Below are 14,049 nucleotides of genomic sequence, written 5' to 3'. Positions count from 1 at the left end.
GGGATAATGGTTGGCGAAAGCAGTTAGCTATGATTGAGTTGCGCCGTGATGCGCATACTATTTTTGGGTGATATTGTCGGAGAGCCTGGCCGGAAAGCGGTGATTGGCCGGATATCTTCTCTTAAACGTGAGCTGGAGGTTGATTTTATCATAGCAAATGGTGAGAACTCCGCTGCGGGAAGAGGTATTACACCGAAAATTTCGATTCAATTGCTTCGTTCCGGCATCGCCGTCTTGACTACAGGAGATCATATTTGGGATCAAAAGGAAATAGTGGAATATCTTCCGACGGAACCTCGGCTGTTGAGACCGTTGAATTACGAAGAGGGGACTCCCGGGCAGGGATCGGTTGTTTTGGAAACGGCGAAAGGAAAGGTGGCCGTGATCAATGCGCAGGGAAGAACCTTTATGAATCCACCGTTGGAGAACCCCTTTACCCGAGTGGAGGACGAAGTGGCCCGACTCAGGGAGGAAGAGGACGTGAAGGTGGTGTTTGTCGATTTTCATGCGGAAACGACGAGTGAGTCGATTGCGATGGGGCATCATTTGGACGGTAAGGTTTCCGCCGTGGTTGGCACCCATACCCATGTGCAGACCGCAGATGAAAAAATACTGCCCAAGGGGACGGCTCATTTGACGGATGCGGGCATGTGTGGTCCGGACCATTCGATTCTAGGTCGGAATGTCGAGTCTGTGGTGTGGCGGTTTAAAACCGGCATGCCCACCCGTTTTCCTGTCGCCAAGGGACAGGTTCGCCTGTGTGGGGTGGTGGTGGATGTGGATGAAGAGACTGGGATGGCGCGTTCGATTGAGCGCTACAATGAGCTCTTGGACTTGGGTCAATAGTCTGGCGGTGGCGAGCCAGGGGGTGAGGAATGCCGGCCTTGTGCCGGATCATGGACGGGTGGTTTTAAATTGGCCAGAGCCTTGGATTTTCGCTGGTATTGTGGGCTGACTTGTCTAGCTTGCGCGTATGGCTATTGATATTTCGCTATTGTCGCGCATCTGTGAAGCTCCCGGAGCTCCGGGGTTTGAAATCAAAATCCGAGAATTGGTTTTGAAGGAACTGAAGGGCTTGGTTGATGATGTTCGGGTGGATAATATGGGTAATGTGATTGCCCTGAAAAAAGGTAAATCATCGAAGAAAAAAGTAATGGCCGCGGCCCATATGGATGAGATTGGGTTTATGGTCACTCACATCGATGACAATGGTTTTATCCGCTTTAATCCACTAGGCGGCTTTGATCCGAAGACTCTCACGTCTCAACGCATCATTGTTCACGGTAAGAAGGATTTGATCGGTGTGATGGGGTGTAAACCCATTCATATCATGTCACCGGAAGAGCGGGGCAAGAATATGAAACTCACCGATTATTTTATCGATCTGGGAATGAGCAAAAAGCAGGTTGAAAAGGTCGTTAGTATTGGGGACCCCATCACACGCCTGAGCGAGTTGTTGGAGTTGGGTGACTGTGTGAATGTGAAGTCTCTGGATAACCGTGTGTCGGTATTTGTCTTGTTGGAAGCTCTGCGTTCGATCAAAAAGAGTCGTCGCAAGCCGGCTTATGATTTTTATGCCGCCTTTACGGTCCAGGAAGAGGTCGGAATCCGTGGAGCCAATGTCAGCGCATTGGAGATTCAGCCGGATTTTGGTATCGGCTTGGATACCACGATTGCTTTTGACACACCTGGCGCTCAGCCGCAGGAGAAAGTCACCAGCCTCGGCGATGGTGCAGCGATCAAGATCATGGACAGCTCTGCCATCTGCGATTACCGCATGGTCGCGTTTATGAAAAAGACAGCGGATGCCAAAAAGATCAAATGGCAGCCTGAAATTTTATCCGCAGGAGGAACGGATACCGCCGGACTTCAGCGTATGGTTCCCGGTGGGTCGATCGCTGGCGCTATTTCCATTCCAACCCGGAACGTTCACCAGTCGACTGAGATGTCCAACAAGAAGGACATCGAACATTGCATCAATCTTCTGGCCGCTTGCGTTTGCGATATGGACAAGGGCGATTGGAAGTTCTAGAGCGAGAGCCTTGAGCGTTATCCACGAATAGAAAACATGCGAAGCCTGTCACCGGGTTTCGCATTTTTATTGGATATCGTTTTGCTGCCCCGGTTCATCGTGAGGGGCCGAAGCTGCCTCGTTTGGTGGTGGCGCAATCTGAAACTCCTCGACTACCTTACCTCCGATCAAGTGCTCTTCGATAATGCGTTCGAGCACATAGGGGGTGCATGAGTGATACCAGACGCCTTCGGGGTAGACGACGGCGATAGGTCCTTGCATGCAGACACGCAGGCAGTTGGCCTTACTTCGGAAGATTTTGCCAACCGGCTGAAGGTCGAGCTCTTTGAGTCGGTTTTTGAGGTAGTCCCAGGCAATCAAAGTTTCCTCCTTCGGGCAGCATTTGTCTTTGCCTTGATCGCAGCAAAGAAAGAGGTGCCGTTCGATCTGGTGCGGCACACCGAGTGCGTGTGCCGCTTGTTCCGTGGATGTTGGCATAGAGGGGGTGACTGAGTTCGTGGATTTTATTGATCCCAATCGAGAACCACTTTGCCGGATTGTCCGGAGAGCATGGTTTGGAAGCCTTGCTCGAATTCGGTGTAGTGGTAGCGGTGGGTGATCACTGGTGCGATATCCAGTCCAGCACGAATCATGGAGGTCATTTTATACCAGGTTTCGAACATTTCGCGGCCGTAGATGCCTTTGAGGATCAATCCTTTGAAAATCACTTTGTCCCAGTCGATGGCTACATTGTCGGGGAAGATTCCGAGTAGGGAGACTTTGGCTCCGTTGGAGGAGTGGGTGAGGATGTCATTGAGGCCGCTCGGGTGGCCGGACATCTCAAGGCAGACGTCGAAACCTTCCTTCATGTCGAGTTCCTTTTTGACTTCGTCGAGGGACTCCTTGGAAACGTCGACCACACGAGTAGCTCCGAGCTCCTTGGCCAGATTGAGCCGGTAAGGGTTGACGTCGGTGACCACCACGTGTCCAGCTCCGGCAAACTTGGCAATGGCGGCGGCCATACAGCCGATCGGGCCGGCTCCGGTGATCAGAACATCCTCGGCGACCATGTCCCAGGAGAGGGCGGTATGCACGGCATTACCGAGTGGATCGAAGGTCGAGATAATGTCTTCCGGGATGGATTCGTCCACTTTGTAGGCATTGCGTGCAGGAATAGAAAGATATTCGGCAAAGGCTCCGGTGCGGTTGACTCCGACTCCTTGCGTGTTCGGGCAGAGGTGGCGGCGTCCGGCAAGGCAATTCCGGCAGTGTCCGCAGACGATGTGACCTTCACCGGAGACGCGTTCTCCTATTTTAAAATCAGTCACACCGGATCCGACGGCGGCGATGGTTCCGGAGTATTCGTGGCCAACGGTCATCGGGACGGGGATGGTTTTTTGTGCCCATTTATCCCAGTTCCAGATATGCACATCGGTGCCACAAATAGAGGTTTTGTTGATCTTGATCAGGACGTCCATGGGACCGACCTCAGGCTCGGGAACATCTTCCAACCAGAGACCTACTTCAGACTTGGATTTGACGAGTGCTTTCACACCGCCTTTGAAGCTCCGAACGTATCAAATTGCACGTACTTTTTTTCGTGATTGTGCACTATCTTTACTTCACTGTGATTCCTCCACCAGGTAGGCCGAGAGGCCGAGGTTTACCATGGCCTGGCCGCTTTCCCGTTCGTCATGAATCGTCTGAACTCCCAGTTTTTCAAGTTGTCTGACTTCCGAGCCAAATTTGGCTCGGGCGAAAATTTGTGCTTCCGGGTGGTAGAGTCGGACCATCTTGAGTGATTGGATGGTGACTTCGATATGCGGGAAGGTGTAGGCGAGGAACCTGGCTTGTTTGACTTTGGCCAATTCGAGGATTTCGTGGTGAGTGGCATCGGCGAACAGCGCGGGTTGGTTGTCCTTGTAGAGCTGTTGAATGGTTTCGGCGTTGAGGTCGATGACCAGGGTGGGGATGTTGTGTTGGCGCAGGGCGTGGTTCAGAGCTTCCCCGACCGGGCCGTAGCCAAAAATGATGGCGTGGTCCTCGAGTTCGAGCATGCGGTTGGAGCGTGAGAACGCGCCTTGTGGGTGTTGATGTTTTTTGCACCAGCCTTGTTTTTCCAAATAGATGTGTAGTTTGGGGGCCAGCCTCATCAGGGTGGGAACCAGTCCCATGCTGATGCCGGTGCAGACCAGGATGATTTGTCCGATTTCATCAGGCAGGGGGGAGATCGCCTGAGCCTGAGTGAGGAGCACGATGGTGAATTCCCCGGAGCTGGCAAGAGAGGCCGCAGAGAGTATGGCCGCTATGCTTGGCAGCTTCATGGATTTGGCAACCAAGGTGATAACAGTGGCTTTTACGATGAGTAGGGCCGTGACTCCGGCAATGACCAGCAGCCAGTTGTCGATGACGACTTGAAGGTCGATCAGCAAACCGACCGAGACAAAAAAGACGGTGAGCAGCAGGTCCTTGAACGGTAGAATATCCGAAAGAATGCGGTGGCTATAAATGGAACCGCTGACGATCAAACCGGCAGCGAAGGAACCCAATGCCAGTCCTAACTGCATGGCTGAGCCTGCATAGGCAATGGTGGCACACAGTCCGATCACGGTGAGCGTGAATAGCTCTCGACTGCGAGTGCGGGCAACGGCGTCGAGTAACTTGGGAATGAGGTAAGCTCCAAGCAGCCCGGCAAGTAACATGAATAGCAGCCCTTTGCCCAGTGAGAGTCCGATGGCCACCAAAATACTTTGCTCGTTGGTTCCAAGAATGGACGGAAGCAGCAGGATAAACAAGATCACCAGCATGTCCTGGAACAGGGCGATGCTGAGCGAAAGCCTGGCCCCGGGATGGTTGCTGAGCCCCAAGTCCTGAAAGGATTTTAAACTCACCGCGGTAGAGCTCAAGGCTAGTGCCACCGCCACAACAAAGGTGGGAGCAAGAGGAAAACCAAATGCGAGGCCGATGATAAAAATGATGCCGGTTGTTAGTGTCATTTGCATCGCACCACCCAAAAAAGTGATACGCCAGATGTAGCGAATCTCCTTGAGCGGGAACTCGACTCCCAGGGTGAACATTAGGAGGATGACTCCAATTTCTGCCATCAGGTGGATGACATCCGCTGAGTCTTTGTGGACGAGGATTTGGTCGATGAGGCCGCTGTTGGCCATGACCACGCCGCAGATAAAGTATCCAACCAGCAGACTCTGTCTGGCTTTGACGAGGACGAGTGAGACGAGAACTGAAAAAACGAGGATGACCGCAAAGACAGCAAAAAGCGGTGCAATATTTAAGCTGGACGCCGCTAATAGTGAGGCAATGGAAGGAGGTAGGATCATCAATACCTTAGCTGTATCAGATATTCATCGAAGTTGAAAGTCTGCTTTGTGTCGGTGTTGGGGTGATGGGGCGTGTTCTACGTCGCTGCGCTTGTTTTGACCACGGGCGATAGGGGTGGGGTGTTATTCAAACCACGGAAAACACCGAACACACGGAAGGTTCTTTTGTGTGATTTGTCGTGGATGGATGTGGTTCGCCTTGACCCAAGAGCTATTGAAGGCGATAGACTCTTGTCTTCAAACTTGAAACTGAAGACTTCAAATTCCCATTATTCGCAGCTGCGGATGATGGGTTTACTTGAGCTTGGCCTCGAGAAGGACAGGACAGTGGTCGGACCCTAACACATCGGAAAGAATGCCGGCGGATTCGACCTTGTCGATGATCGAGGACGAGACGCAGAAGTAATCGAGTCTCCACCCGATGTTTTTTCCTCTGGCTCCAGCTCGGTAGCTCCACCATGAGTAGGCGTCGGTTTGGTCTGGATAGAAGTGCCTGAAGGAATCAATGAATCCGGCATCGAGAATGTTATCAAATCCGGCACGTTCCTGATCTGAGAATCCGGCGTTTTTGCGGTTTTGTTTTGGTCGGGCAAGGTCGATTTCCCGGTGACTGACGTTGAGGTCTCCGCAAAAAACGACGGGCTTTTTTTCTTCCAGGTTTTTGCAATAGCCGAGGAATGCGGCATCCCATTCTTGGCGGTAGGGGAGTCTTTTGAGTTCGTTCTGGGAATTGGGGGTGTAAACGGTGACCAGGTAAAAATCCTGATATTCGGCAGTGATCACCCGGCCTTCTGTGTCATGCTCTTCGATGCCGATACCTTCGCTGACCTCGATGGGGGCGGATTTGCTAAAGATGGCCGTTCCCGAGTAGCCTGGTTTTTCAGCGGCATTCCAGTAGCACTTGTAGCCTGCCAGTTCGAGTGGTATGTCGACCTGCTCAGGACGGGCTTTGGTTTCCTGTAGGCACAGTACGTCGGGGGCGTGGTCGAGCACAAACTCGGTAAAGTTTTTCTTAAGTACGGCGCGGATACCGTTTACGTTCCAGGAAATGAGGCGCATGGATGATTGGGAATGAAGGTGGAGAATGGGGCGGACTGTTATCCTGGTGGCCAGGTGAGTTTGCGGCCGGCGAGGATATGAAGATGCAGGTGAGGGACTTCTTCGCCTCCATCCGCCCCGTTGTTGATGACGGTGCGGAATCCGGAGTCGGCAAACCCTTCTTGTTGGGCTACTTTTTGTGCGGTGAGAAGGAGGTGGCCCAGAGTGTTTTGGTCGCAAGCCTCAGCCTCAGCGATCCGGATAATGCGTTTTTTGGGCACGATCAGTAAATGGATCGGTGCCTGAGGATTGATATCGCGGAAGCACAAACAGAGATCGTCCTCGTAGACGATATCTGCCGGTATCTCACGATCGGCGATCATTTGAAAAATGGTTTTGTCACTCATCGATTGAAAAAATGGAAGCTGTCTGATAGAGGATGCTTATGGCCGGGCTCAACCGTCGATCAAATTGAGTCGGATTTCTTTCGGGTTGGGGAGCGTGGAATGGCCGTGGGTGGTTAGAAAATTGATGATTTCCTGATGCAGCCGTTCACATGGTCGATTCCATTTTTCAGCCCCTTTGAGTAGTTTGACGCAGTCGCGGGTGCCGGTAAACCGAAGCTCTTCGACACCGTGGGTTTTGAGGTCCTCAATTTCGTCGTGGATATTATTGAAGAAGGCGAGTTCGAATCCGTTTCCGGCTTCCCTTGCGGCGCGTTCCAGTGAGATGGTGACAGGCGGGGCCAGCAAGGGCAGGGTCTGGGCGATGGCTTCACAGCCGATACGTTCCAGCATACGACGGACCCGTGCATGAAGATCCTCAACGGTGAGCACCCTGAGTGAGCATTTGTGCTCCAGGTAGTGGAGGATCCCCTCCATCAGGTCGTCAACGAAGGGGAAGTCTTCACGCTCGGCAGCCTCCGCACCGCGGACGATGGCTTGCCGGAGCCAGGAGGTGTCGTAGCCGGTCACCTGCTGGCGGCCGACTTGTAGGACTGGGCGATTTCCAACAATACAGATCATGGATTCAGAGTGGGGTTAGTCTTTGAACAGTTTGCGTTGGTAGGGGTTGTTGGCGGCCCGGTGTTCGAGCTGCTGGATTTCCCTGATGAACTCTCCGACGTTGTCAAACTGGCGATAGACGGAGACGTAGCGGACATAGGCAACCGGATCGATTTCGTGTAGCTTAGCCATCACTTTGGGGCCAATGTTGCTGGATGGAACCTCGGACAAGTGATCTTTGTGGAGTTCAGCCAGGATCTCCTCCACGGCCCGGTCAAGTCGGTCCATTGAGACCGGGCGCTTTTCACACGCCTTCACCAGCCCCCTTAGAATTTTTTCGCGGTTGAGCGATTCACGGGTCCCATCACGTTTCACAACCTGTAATTCGGTGCGTTCGATTTGCTCGTAAGTCGTGTAGCGGTAGTCACAGGCAAGGCAAATCCTGCGACGACGAATCGTCGTGCCATCTTTCGACATACGAGAGTCGATGACTTTGTCTTTGAGGGATCCACATTGAATGCAACGCATAGTTTTGTCTGGTGACAAGACCAGCTAAAATCGCATATATGGTAGGAGTAAAGAAAAAAGCATACAATATTTAGTTATTGCTGCTGACGATCAAGCAGGCGAAAACAATCTTTTTAAAATCTTCTGCGTTGGGGACCCAAACGGCGGAGATGGGTCAAAAAAAATGGGAGTCGAGGTTCGCCCGCGATGCTGGGTCGAAGAAAAATGGCAAGGATCCACCCTCAATGGATTGAGTGCCTTTTGCTGAGCCAATTGGCCGAGGTCTCCCATACCTCGCTTGTTTTCCGGCTTTCTTCCGATGGGCTACATTGCCTTTTCGGGTGTTTTCTGATCACCTGCTTGTTTCGGTGTCTCATCGGGCTTGATTTCAGCGATGGGAAGGATGCCGAGGTTGGCGGCACGTTCTTTCCATTTTTGGCGTGCCAGTTGTTGCAAATCAGGGGCTTCGTCGGTTTCATCGACGATTTCCAGTCCGAGTAAGGTTTCGATGACATCCTCGAGGGTCACCAGCCCGAGCAGGCTGCCAAACTGGTCGGCGACGATGCTAAGGTGGATTTTTTTACTGAGCATGGTCTCAAACAGCTGGGGCAGCAGCATGCTGTCGCTGACGGTGACCGCATCGTATTTGATGTCCTTGAGTTGGGTGTGATCATTGTCGTTGGCCAAGGCAATCAGGATATCGTCTTTTAGCACGATACCCGTGATGTGGTCATGTTTTTCTTCGTAGATCGGGATCCGGGAAAAGGGAGAATTTTGGTGTTTTTGGTGAAATTCGGAGACGGTGCTGTCTTCTTGTGCCATCACGGCAACCGTTCGGGGCGTCATGATGTCGACGGTTTTTAGCGTCCGCATTTTCAGCAGGTTGGAGATGATGCGGGATTCCCCTGAGTTGATGGCTCCGTGTTGTTCTCCGAGTTCGGCATAGGCGGCGAGGTCGGCGCGGCTCAGGACACTATCGGTGCTTTCGCCTTTGAGGCTGCCGGTGATTTTCTGGCTCATCCAGACCAAGGGGGAAAGGAAGGTCATCAGCTGGCTGACGGAGCGGATCGTGAAAGGGGTCAGGGCTTTCCAGTAGGTAGCACCCAAGGTTTTAGGGATGATTTCCGACAGGATCAGAATGGCCAGGGTCATCACCGTGGCAATAATGGATTCGTAGTAGATGTGAAGGAAGCCGAGGGAAATGGATTCGGAACCGTAGAGTTTGCCTGCCTGGGCTCCGACGCCGATGGCTCCCACGGTATGGGCGATCGTATTGAGGCTGAGGATGGCCGACAGGGGTCGGTCGATCTCCTCCTTCATCCTTTTGATTTTACGGCCGAGCTTCGGACGCTCTTTTTCCAGCATGTTGATGTGGGATGGGGAGATGCTCAGTAGCACCGCCTCCCAGATAGAACACAAAAAGGAAAAGCCTATCGAGAGGGTGAAATAAAGAATCAGAAGAGTCATGCCTTATGGTAAACCTATAGAAGTGCCCGGGATGGATCGAGCTTAAAAAAAGAGCGAAGGATCCCGGTTACACCTGATAGGTGAGTGAGAGGGGGAATCGCCAACATTATTTCCGACATTTATCGAGTAATCCGTCGAGGTAGGATGTGATCTCTTCCAGAGAAGAGCGCCACTTACTTGCAGGCAGGATCTGAAGATCTTCTCTGGCTTCCTGGAGTAAGTTGGCAGCGGTGTCGAGGGCCGATTCCACGGCGCCTTCGTATTCCGCGATCCCAATCAGGACCGGGAGGTCGAGGGGCTGTTGCTCGATGATGCGTTTGTTCAGCTTTTCACGCTGGGCGGGGGTTGCTTGCTCGATGAGGTTGAGCAAGGGGAGGGTGAGTTTTCCTTTTTCGAGGTCGGTACGCAGGGTTTTTCCCACCTCTTCCTCGGTGCCTACGAGATCCAGGCAATCGTCGTAGATCTGGTAAGCGGTGCCGAGTTTCATTCCGTAGTTGTAGAGTTGGGTTTCGACATCCTCGGAGACCTCTGAGAGTGAAGCTGCAATACCGGTGGCAGCAGCGAACAGCGCCCCGGTTTTCATTTCGATGATATGAAAATAATCATCCTTGGTCAAAGTGAGGTCAAAGCGACGCTGGGTCTGGATGACTTCTCCCTGGCAGACTTCCCGCGAGGCCTTGCCTACTTTGCGGCAGATATCGATGCTGTCGAATTCGGTGGCCAGCAGCAGTGAGTGTGAAAACAGGGCATCACCGAGAAGGACGGCCATACCATTGCCCCATTTGGCATTGGCTGTCGGAACTTTGCGTCTGGTATCCGCCCCATCGATGATGTCATCATGGACCAGGGTGGACATGTGAATGAGCTCGAGAATGACACCGATTTTAAGATGGTCGTCGTTTACGCCGCCGGTGGCTCCCCCGGCAAGGATGGCAAGTGCAGGGCGGATGCGTTTGCCGCTGGTGTTGCAGATGTAGTCCATGTAGGGCTCGAGAGCAGGGTCGAATGCCTTGACTTGGTCAAGAATCTGGGATTCGACAAGTTTGAGCTCCTTCTTTACGAGCTGGAAAGAGACCTGGACACTGGGTTTGTTTTTGATCAGCGGCATGGGAAAATCGTTGGGGATGCTAGGCACAACTGGCCTATTTTGGCAATAGTTTCCTTTGTCCTTATTCGGGAGCCCAAGCTATTGCCGATTCCGTGCAGTGCAAGCAGAACTCTGCGGCAGTGGGGGGCAATTGGGCGCGCTGAAGTGATATCGGGCGCTTTCGAGGATGCCACAGGTGAGTTCATCAATTTCAAGGTTGGAACTGTTGATTTTCAAGTGGGATGCCTCTTGGTATAACGGATTGCGTTGGTCCAGCAATGTATGGATCAGCTCCATCGGGTTGTCGCATTGGAGCAGGGGGCGATTACTGTTGCGGGAGGTGCGTTCAAAGATGACTTCGGGACTGCATGCCAGCCAGACGACAAACCCAAGCTGCTTGAGCAATGGGATGTTTGCGGGGTTGGTGATGATCCCACCTCCTGTTGAGATAATGGTATGCTGGGTCTCGTTTTGGATCAGGTTTTCCAGAAGTTGGGTTTCCAGATCCCGGAAGGAAGCTTCTCCGTCCTGGGCGAAGATGTCAGGAATACTCTTGCCTGCCTGCTGCTCGATGGCCTCGTCGCTGTCGATCAGTGGGTAGCCGAGGACTTGGTGTAATTCCCGGCCGATTGTGGACTTGCCACAGCCCATGAATCCGACCAGTAGGATATTCTGCATGACTGGTGAGGAGCTGGCTTGTGACGTTGTTTCTTCGTCCATGTGAGCTATCATAGAGGAGTTGTCAGGGCGATGCGATAGCGAAGATGGGAAAATTGTCATTTGTTACCTGCCGGAGATTGATGTAGGTTTTGTCATGCCGAGTGTGAGTGACTTGCCGTATTTGATTCGCCTGCTGGATGACAATGATCCGGATGTGCGTCCTGCCGTACGTGAGCAGTTTGCCACGTATGATGGAGATATCAGTCACGATCTTGCTGCCCTGGGGGTTCGGCTTTCCCCTGCGGGGAAAAAGCGGGTGTCTCAGTGGTTGGAGCCAGGTCGCCGGCAGAGTCTGGCAGGTGCGTGGCTTGTTCCAAGCAATGGAATGGCGGGCATCGCGGATGACTGGGATAACTTTGAAAATCTGTTGGGTCTATTGATGGATTTTTTACATGATGGAATCACCTTGCGACCATCGTTGCATGATAGTCTGGATTTGCTTGCTGAAGACATTCGTGAGCAGTTGGCTGAGGTGACCGCCGATAGTTTGCGGCGCTACCTGTTTGTCCGTGGTCCGTTTTCCCGAGGGTCGAAAAAGCCGGACGCTCTTAAACACTTTGATCTTTGTTATGTTATCGACCGCGGTGTGGGGAATGCCACGAGTCTGGGTTGCCTGTTCATGTTGCTTGGACGGCGCCTGAATGTGGCGATCGAAGCTTGTAATTACCCCGGGCATTTTCTTTGTAAAATGCATGACTTGGGGCGGGCCTGTTTGGTGGATTGTGCCCACAACGGACGTCGCTTTGATATCGAGGATTTGTTGGGGGGGAGTTTGAATATTTCGGACAAAGCTCGGGCATCGATTGTGATGCCGTGTTACTTGGGCGATGTGCTTGCCAGGTATTTGTTGGAGATGCACTACAGTCTTGGCTCCTTGGGGCGTTCTGAAGATGCGGATTTATTGAAACAGCTGGCAGCGTCTTTGAAATAATGAAGGTTGCCGAGCATCGAGTGAATATCAATGGACACCTCTTGCACCGGTTGACGATGTCGCCGGATGAGGGGGTGCCCATCCGGATGGGGGCACTTTTTTATCATGGCCAAGGGGACTATGCCGACCGATACCCCGAGGTGCTGGCACCTTTCACAGAGCGCGGGGTTGCATGTGTGATAACGGATTTTCCCGGTCACGGTCACAGTCCGGGGCGGCGAGGGCACGGTGGTGACGAAGCGTTGTTGAATGCCGTCATTCGGAGCAGTCTCGCATTGTTTGATGGAATGCCATACGCGGTGATGGGGCATTCCATGGGTGGTTTGTTAGCTGCAAGGCATTTGGTGCTCGCAGGACAAGGTCAGTTTCGATCTCCGAGCATGGCGTGGATCAATGCCCCGTTGATTCAACCGACCTGTGGTCGTCCCCGGAGTTTGGTGAATGCTGTTCAGTGGCTGGCTTCCTGGTTTCCCAAAATAACCATTTCCACCGGAGTGACGTCCTCGATGTGCCGCCAGAAGGATGAGCAAGGCTGCGTCGAGCAAGCAGGGAGCATGTCTAGGGCAGGGGATGTTGAGCGGTCGGATCGCCCTTTATGGCATAGTCGCATTTCGCTGGGCTGGGCGAAGGTCTTGCTTGATGCCAGTGATTTGCTGCAGTCGTCTTGTGAAGATGCACCAGAAGACGTTCGTTTGCTTTTGACCCAGGGGGGCGATGATCCTGTGTGTCCGGCCTCTCTTAGTCATGCCTTTTTCCAGCGTTATCCGTCCCGTGATGAATCATACAAACATTACGTCACCTTTGACGGTGGGCTGCATGAACTGTTTTCCGATGAGAACCGCGAGGCCTTGACGACGGAATTGGAACGTTGGTTAGATCGGGTGCTTGCAGAAATCCTTTGATAGGTTTTCAGGTTTTTTCGACATTGCCGAAGTCGATGTGATCCATGATATCAATCAGCCGGTCGACCAGTTGAGAGGCTCCGCTGCTACGTTTCCTCATGAGTCCGACCATGCGGGTTGGTTGTGGAGGGCTGAAGGGGCGGATCACGAGCCCTTGCATCGGGTGGCGCAAGGTGGCGAGCTTGGGCACAACGGCAACGCCAACTCCGGCGGCTACCATCGTGAGCGCGGTTTCCAATTGATCGCATTTCAGCCGTTGTCCGGGTTGTTTAACGCGGCAGACTTTCAGGGTTTGATCGAGCAGACAATGGCCTTCCTTGAGGTAGATGAGCTCTTCGGCGTCGATCTCTTCGACACTGGGGCGTTTACGGCGAGTGGCCAGTGGGTGACGTTCAGGCAGGGCGAGCACGATCGGTTCCTGAAACAGTTCTTTCAGCTGGATCGACCAGGTTTTACGATCTTTGAGGTGCACGTCACTGACGATCGCGCAGCTGATTTCGTTTTGTCCCAAGCGCTGGACCAGGACCTGAGTTTGGTCTTCGACCAGTTCGATCGCAATCTGTGGCAGTTGTTTGTTGAGTTCGCTTACCAAGGTCGTAATGACATAGGGTGCGATGGTGGGGATCGCCCCGATGCGGAGGGTTCCTTGCAGGCTTTGATCAGGGAATAGTTTAGCTCTGAGGTTCTCACTTTCGCGCAGAATCATGCGGGCATGATCAAGAATCCGCTCACCTTGTTCGGTGGTCGTTACTCCGCGTGAACTTCGTTCCAATAAGCGGACTCCCAAGGTGTGTTCGAGAACCGACAACTGTTGGCTCATCGAGGGTTGTGCCACGCGGCAGGCATCCGCGGCCTTGCTGATCGATCCAAGCTCGACGGCGGTAACAAAATAGCGCAATTGCCTCAATTCCATAACCCTTCTTTAGCATATAGATAATATCTATGGCAACTATCATGGTAATATATTTCCTAGATAGTCTGATTGTCGCTAGTTTCAGATTCTGATGTGAGTCCGACCGGGGCTCATCAAGGGGAGCTTTCCTC

15 protein-coding genes are annotated in these 14,049 nt (G+C 52.8%); 4 read left to right on the top strand and 11 right to left on the bottom strand.

The features are described from left to right. Positions 1–48 precede the first annotated feature (48 nt). Together HW115_RS03270 and HW115_RS03265 are read left to right on the top strand one after the other, a co-directional pair. Positions 49–846, top strand: coding sequence for a TIGR00282 family metallophosphoesterase (locus tag HW115_RS03270; protein WP_178931445.1), 798 nt, complete (start codon positions 49–51; stop codon positions 844–846). 127 nt (positions 847–973) lie between these two features. Then, positions 974–2,032, top strand: coding sequence for a M42 family metallopeptidase (locus HW115_RS03265; RefSeq protein WP_178931131.1), 1,059 nt, complete (start codon positions 974–976; stop codon positions 2,030–2,032). 66 nt (positions 2,033–2,098) lie between these two features. Here the strand turns inward: HW115_RS03265 and HW115_RS03260 are convergent, their stop codons facing one another. From HW115_RS03260 to HW115_RS03215, 10 genes are all read right to left on the bottom strand, one after another. Beyond that, the gene (locus HW115_RS03260) at positions 2,099–2,509 is read right to left on the bottom strand and encodes a (2Fe-2S) ferredoxin domain-containing protein (RefSeq protein ID WP_178931130.1); all 411 of its coding nucleotides are present in this window, start codon (positions 2,507–2,509) and stop codon (positions 2,099–2,101) included. A gap of 26 nt (positions 2,510–2,535) precedes the next feature. Then, on the bottom strand, positions 2,536–3,564 hold the full coding sequence (gene tdh, locus HW115_RS03255) for an L-threonine 3-dehydrogenase (RefSeq protein ID WP_178931129.1): 1,029 nt from the start codon (positions 3,562–3,564) through the stop codon (positions 2,536–2,538). A gap of 69 nt (positions 3,565–3,633) precedes the next feature. Next, complete coding sequence (locus tag HW115_RS03250; RefSeq protein ID WP_178931128.1) at positions 3,634–5,349, bottom strand: cation:proton antiporter; 1,716 nt, start codon at positions 5,347–5,349, stop codon at positions 3,634–3,636. Between the two features lie 294 nt (positions 5,350–5,643). Next, positions 5,644–6,408 (bottom strand): exodeoxyribonuclease III, encoded by a 765-nt coding sequence (locus tag HW115_RS03245; protein ID WP_178931127.1) that lies wholly within the window; start codon positions 6,406–6,408, stop codon positions 5,644–5,646. Positions 6,409–6,446: 38 nt separating this feature from the next. Further along, the gene (locus HW115_RS03240) at positions 6,447–6,794 is read right to left on the bottom strand and encodes a histidine triad nucleotide-binding protein (protein ID WP_178931126.1); all 348 of its coding nucleotides are present in this window, start codon (positions 6,792–6,794) and stop codon (positions 6,447–6,449) included. A 48-nt stretch (positions 6,795–6,842) separates the two neighbouring features. After that, complete coding sequence (locus HW115_RS03235) at positions 6,843–7,412, bottom strand: hypothetical protein (protein ID WP_178931125.1); 570 nt, start codon at positions 7,410–7,412, stop codon at positions 6,843–6,845. 15 nt (positions 7,413–7,427) lie between these two features. Continuing rightward, positions 7,428–7,919, bottom strand: a complete 492-nt coding sequence (nrdR, locus tag HW115_RS03230; RefSeq protein WP_178931124.1) for a transcriptional regulator NrdR — start codon at positions 7,917–7,919, stop codon at positions 7,428–7,430. Positions 7,920–8,222: 303 nt separating this feature from the next. Then, complete coding sequence (locus HW115_RS03225; protein WP_178931123.1) at positions 8,223–9,365, bottom strand: CNNM domain-containing protein; 1,143 nt, start codon at positions 9,363–9,365, stop codon at positions 8,223–8,225. Positions 9,366–9,471: 106 nt separating this feature from the next. Further along, positions 9,472–10,473 carry a polyprenyl synthetase family protein gene (locus HW115_RS03220; RefSeq protein ID WP_178931122.1) on the bottom strand — a complete coding sequence of 334 codons (1,002 nt, stop codon included), beginning with the start codon at positions 10,471–10,473 and terminating at the stop codon, positions 9,472–9,474. 78 nt (positions 10,474–10,551) lie between these two features. Then, positions 10,552–11,172 carry a shikimate kinase gene (locus tag HW115_RS03215; RefSeq protein WP_178931121.1) on the bottom strand — a complete coding sequence of 207 codons (621 nt, stop codon included), beginning with the start codon at positions 11,170–11,172 and terminating at the stop codon, positions 10,552–10,554. A gap of 94 nt (positions 11,173–11,266) precedes the next feature. On the opposite strand from HW115_RS03215, the gene HW115_RS03210 reads away from it, so the two are divergent. Together HW115_RS03210 and HW115_RS03205 are read left to right on the top strand one after the other, a co-directional pair. Beyond that, positions 11,267–12,103, top strand: a complete 837-nt coding sequence (locus HW115_RS03210; RefSeq protein WP_178931120.1) for a transglutaminase family protein — start codon at positions 11,267–11,269, stop codon at positions 12,101–12,103. After that, positions 12,103–13,005 carry an alpha/beta fold hydrolase gene (locus HW115_RS03205; RefSeq protein ID WP_178931119.1) on the top strand — a complete coding sequence of 301 codons (903 nt, stop codon included), beginning with the start codon at positions 12,103–12,105 and terminating at the stop codon, positions 13,003–13,005. The genes HW115_RS03210 and HW115_RS03205 overlap by 1 nt, the downstream gene beginning before the upstream one ends. 7 nt (positions 13,006–13,012) lie before the next feature. On the opposite strand, the gene HW115_RS03200 is transcribed toward HW115_RS03205, so the two are convergent. Beyond that, positions 13,013–13,918, bottom strand: coding sequence for a LysR family transcriptional regulator (locus tag HW115_RS03200; protein WP_178931118.1), 906 nt, complete (start codon positions 13,916–13,918; stop codon positions 13,013–13,015). Positions 13,919–14,049: the final 131 nt, after the last annotated feature.

The organism is Oceaniferula marina (assembly GCF_013391475.1).
Taxonomy (GTDB): Bacteria; Verrucomicrobiota; Verrucomicrobiia; order Verrucomicrobiales; family Akkermansiaceae; genus Oceaniferula; species Oceaniferula marina.
This window is presented reverse-complemented; position numbering and strand designations above follow the sequence as displayed.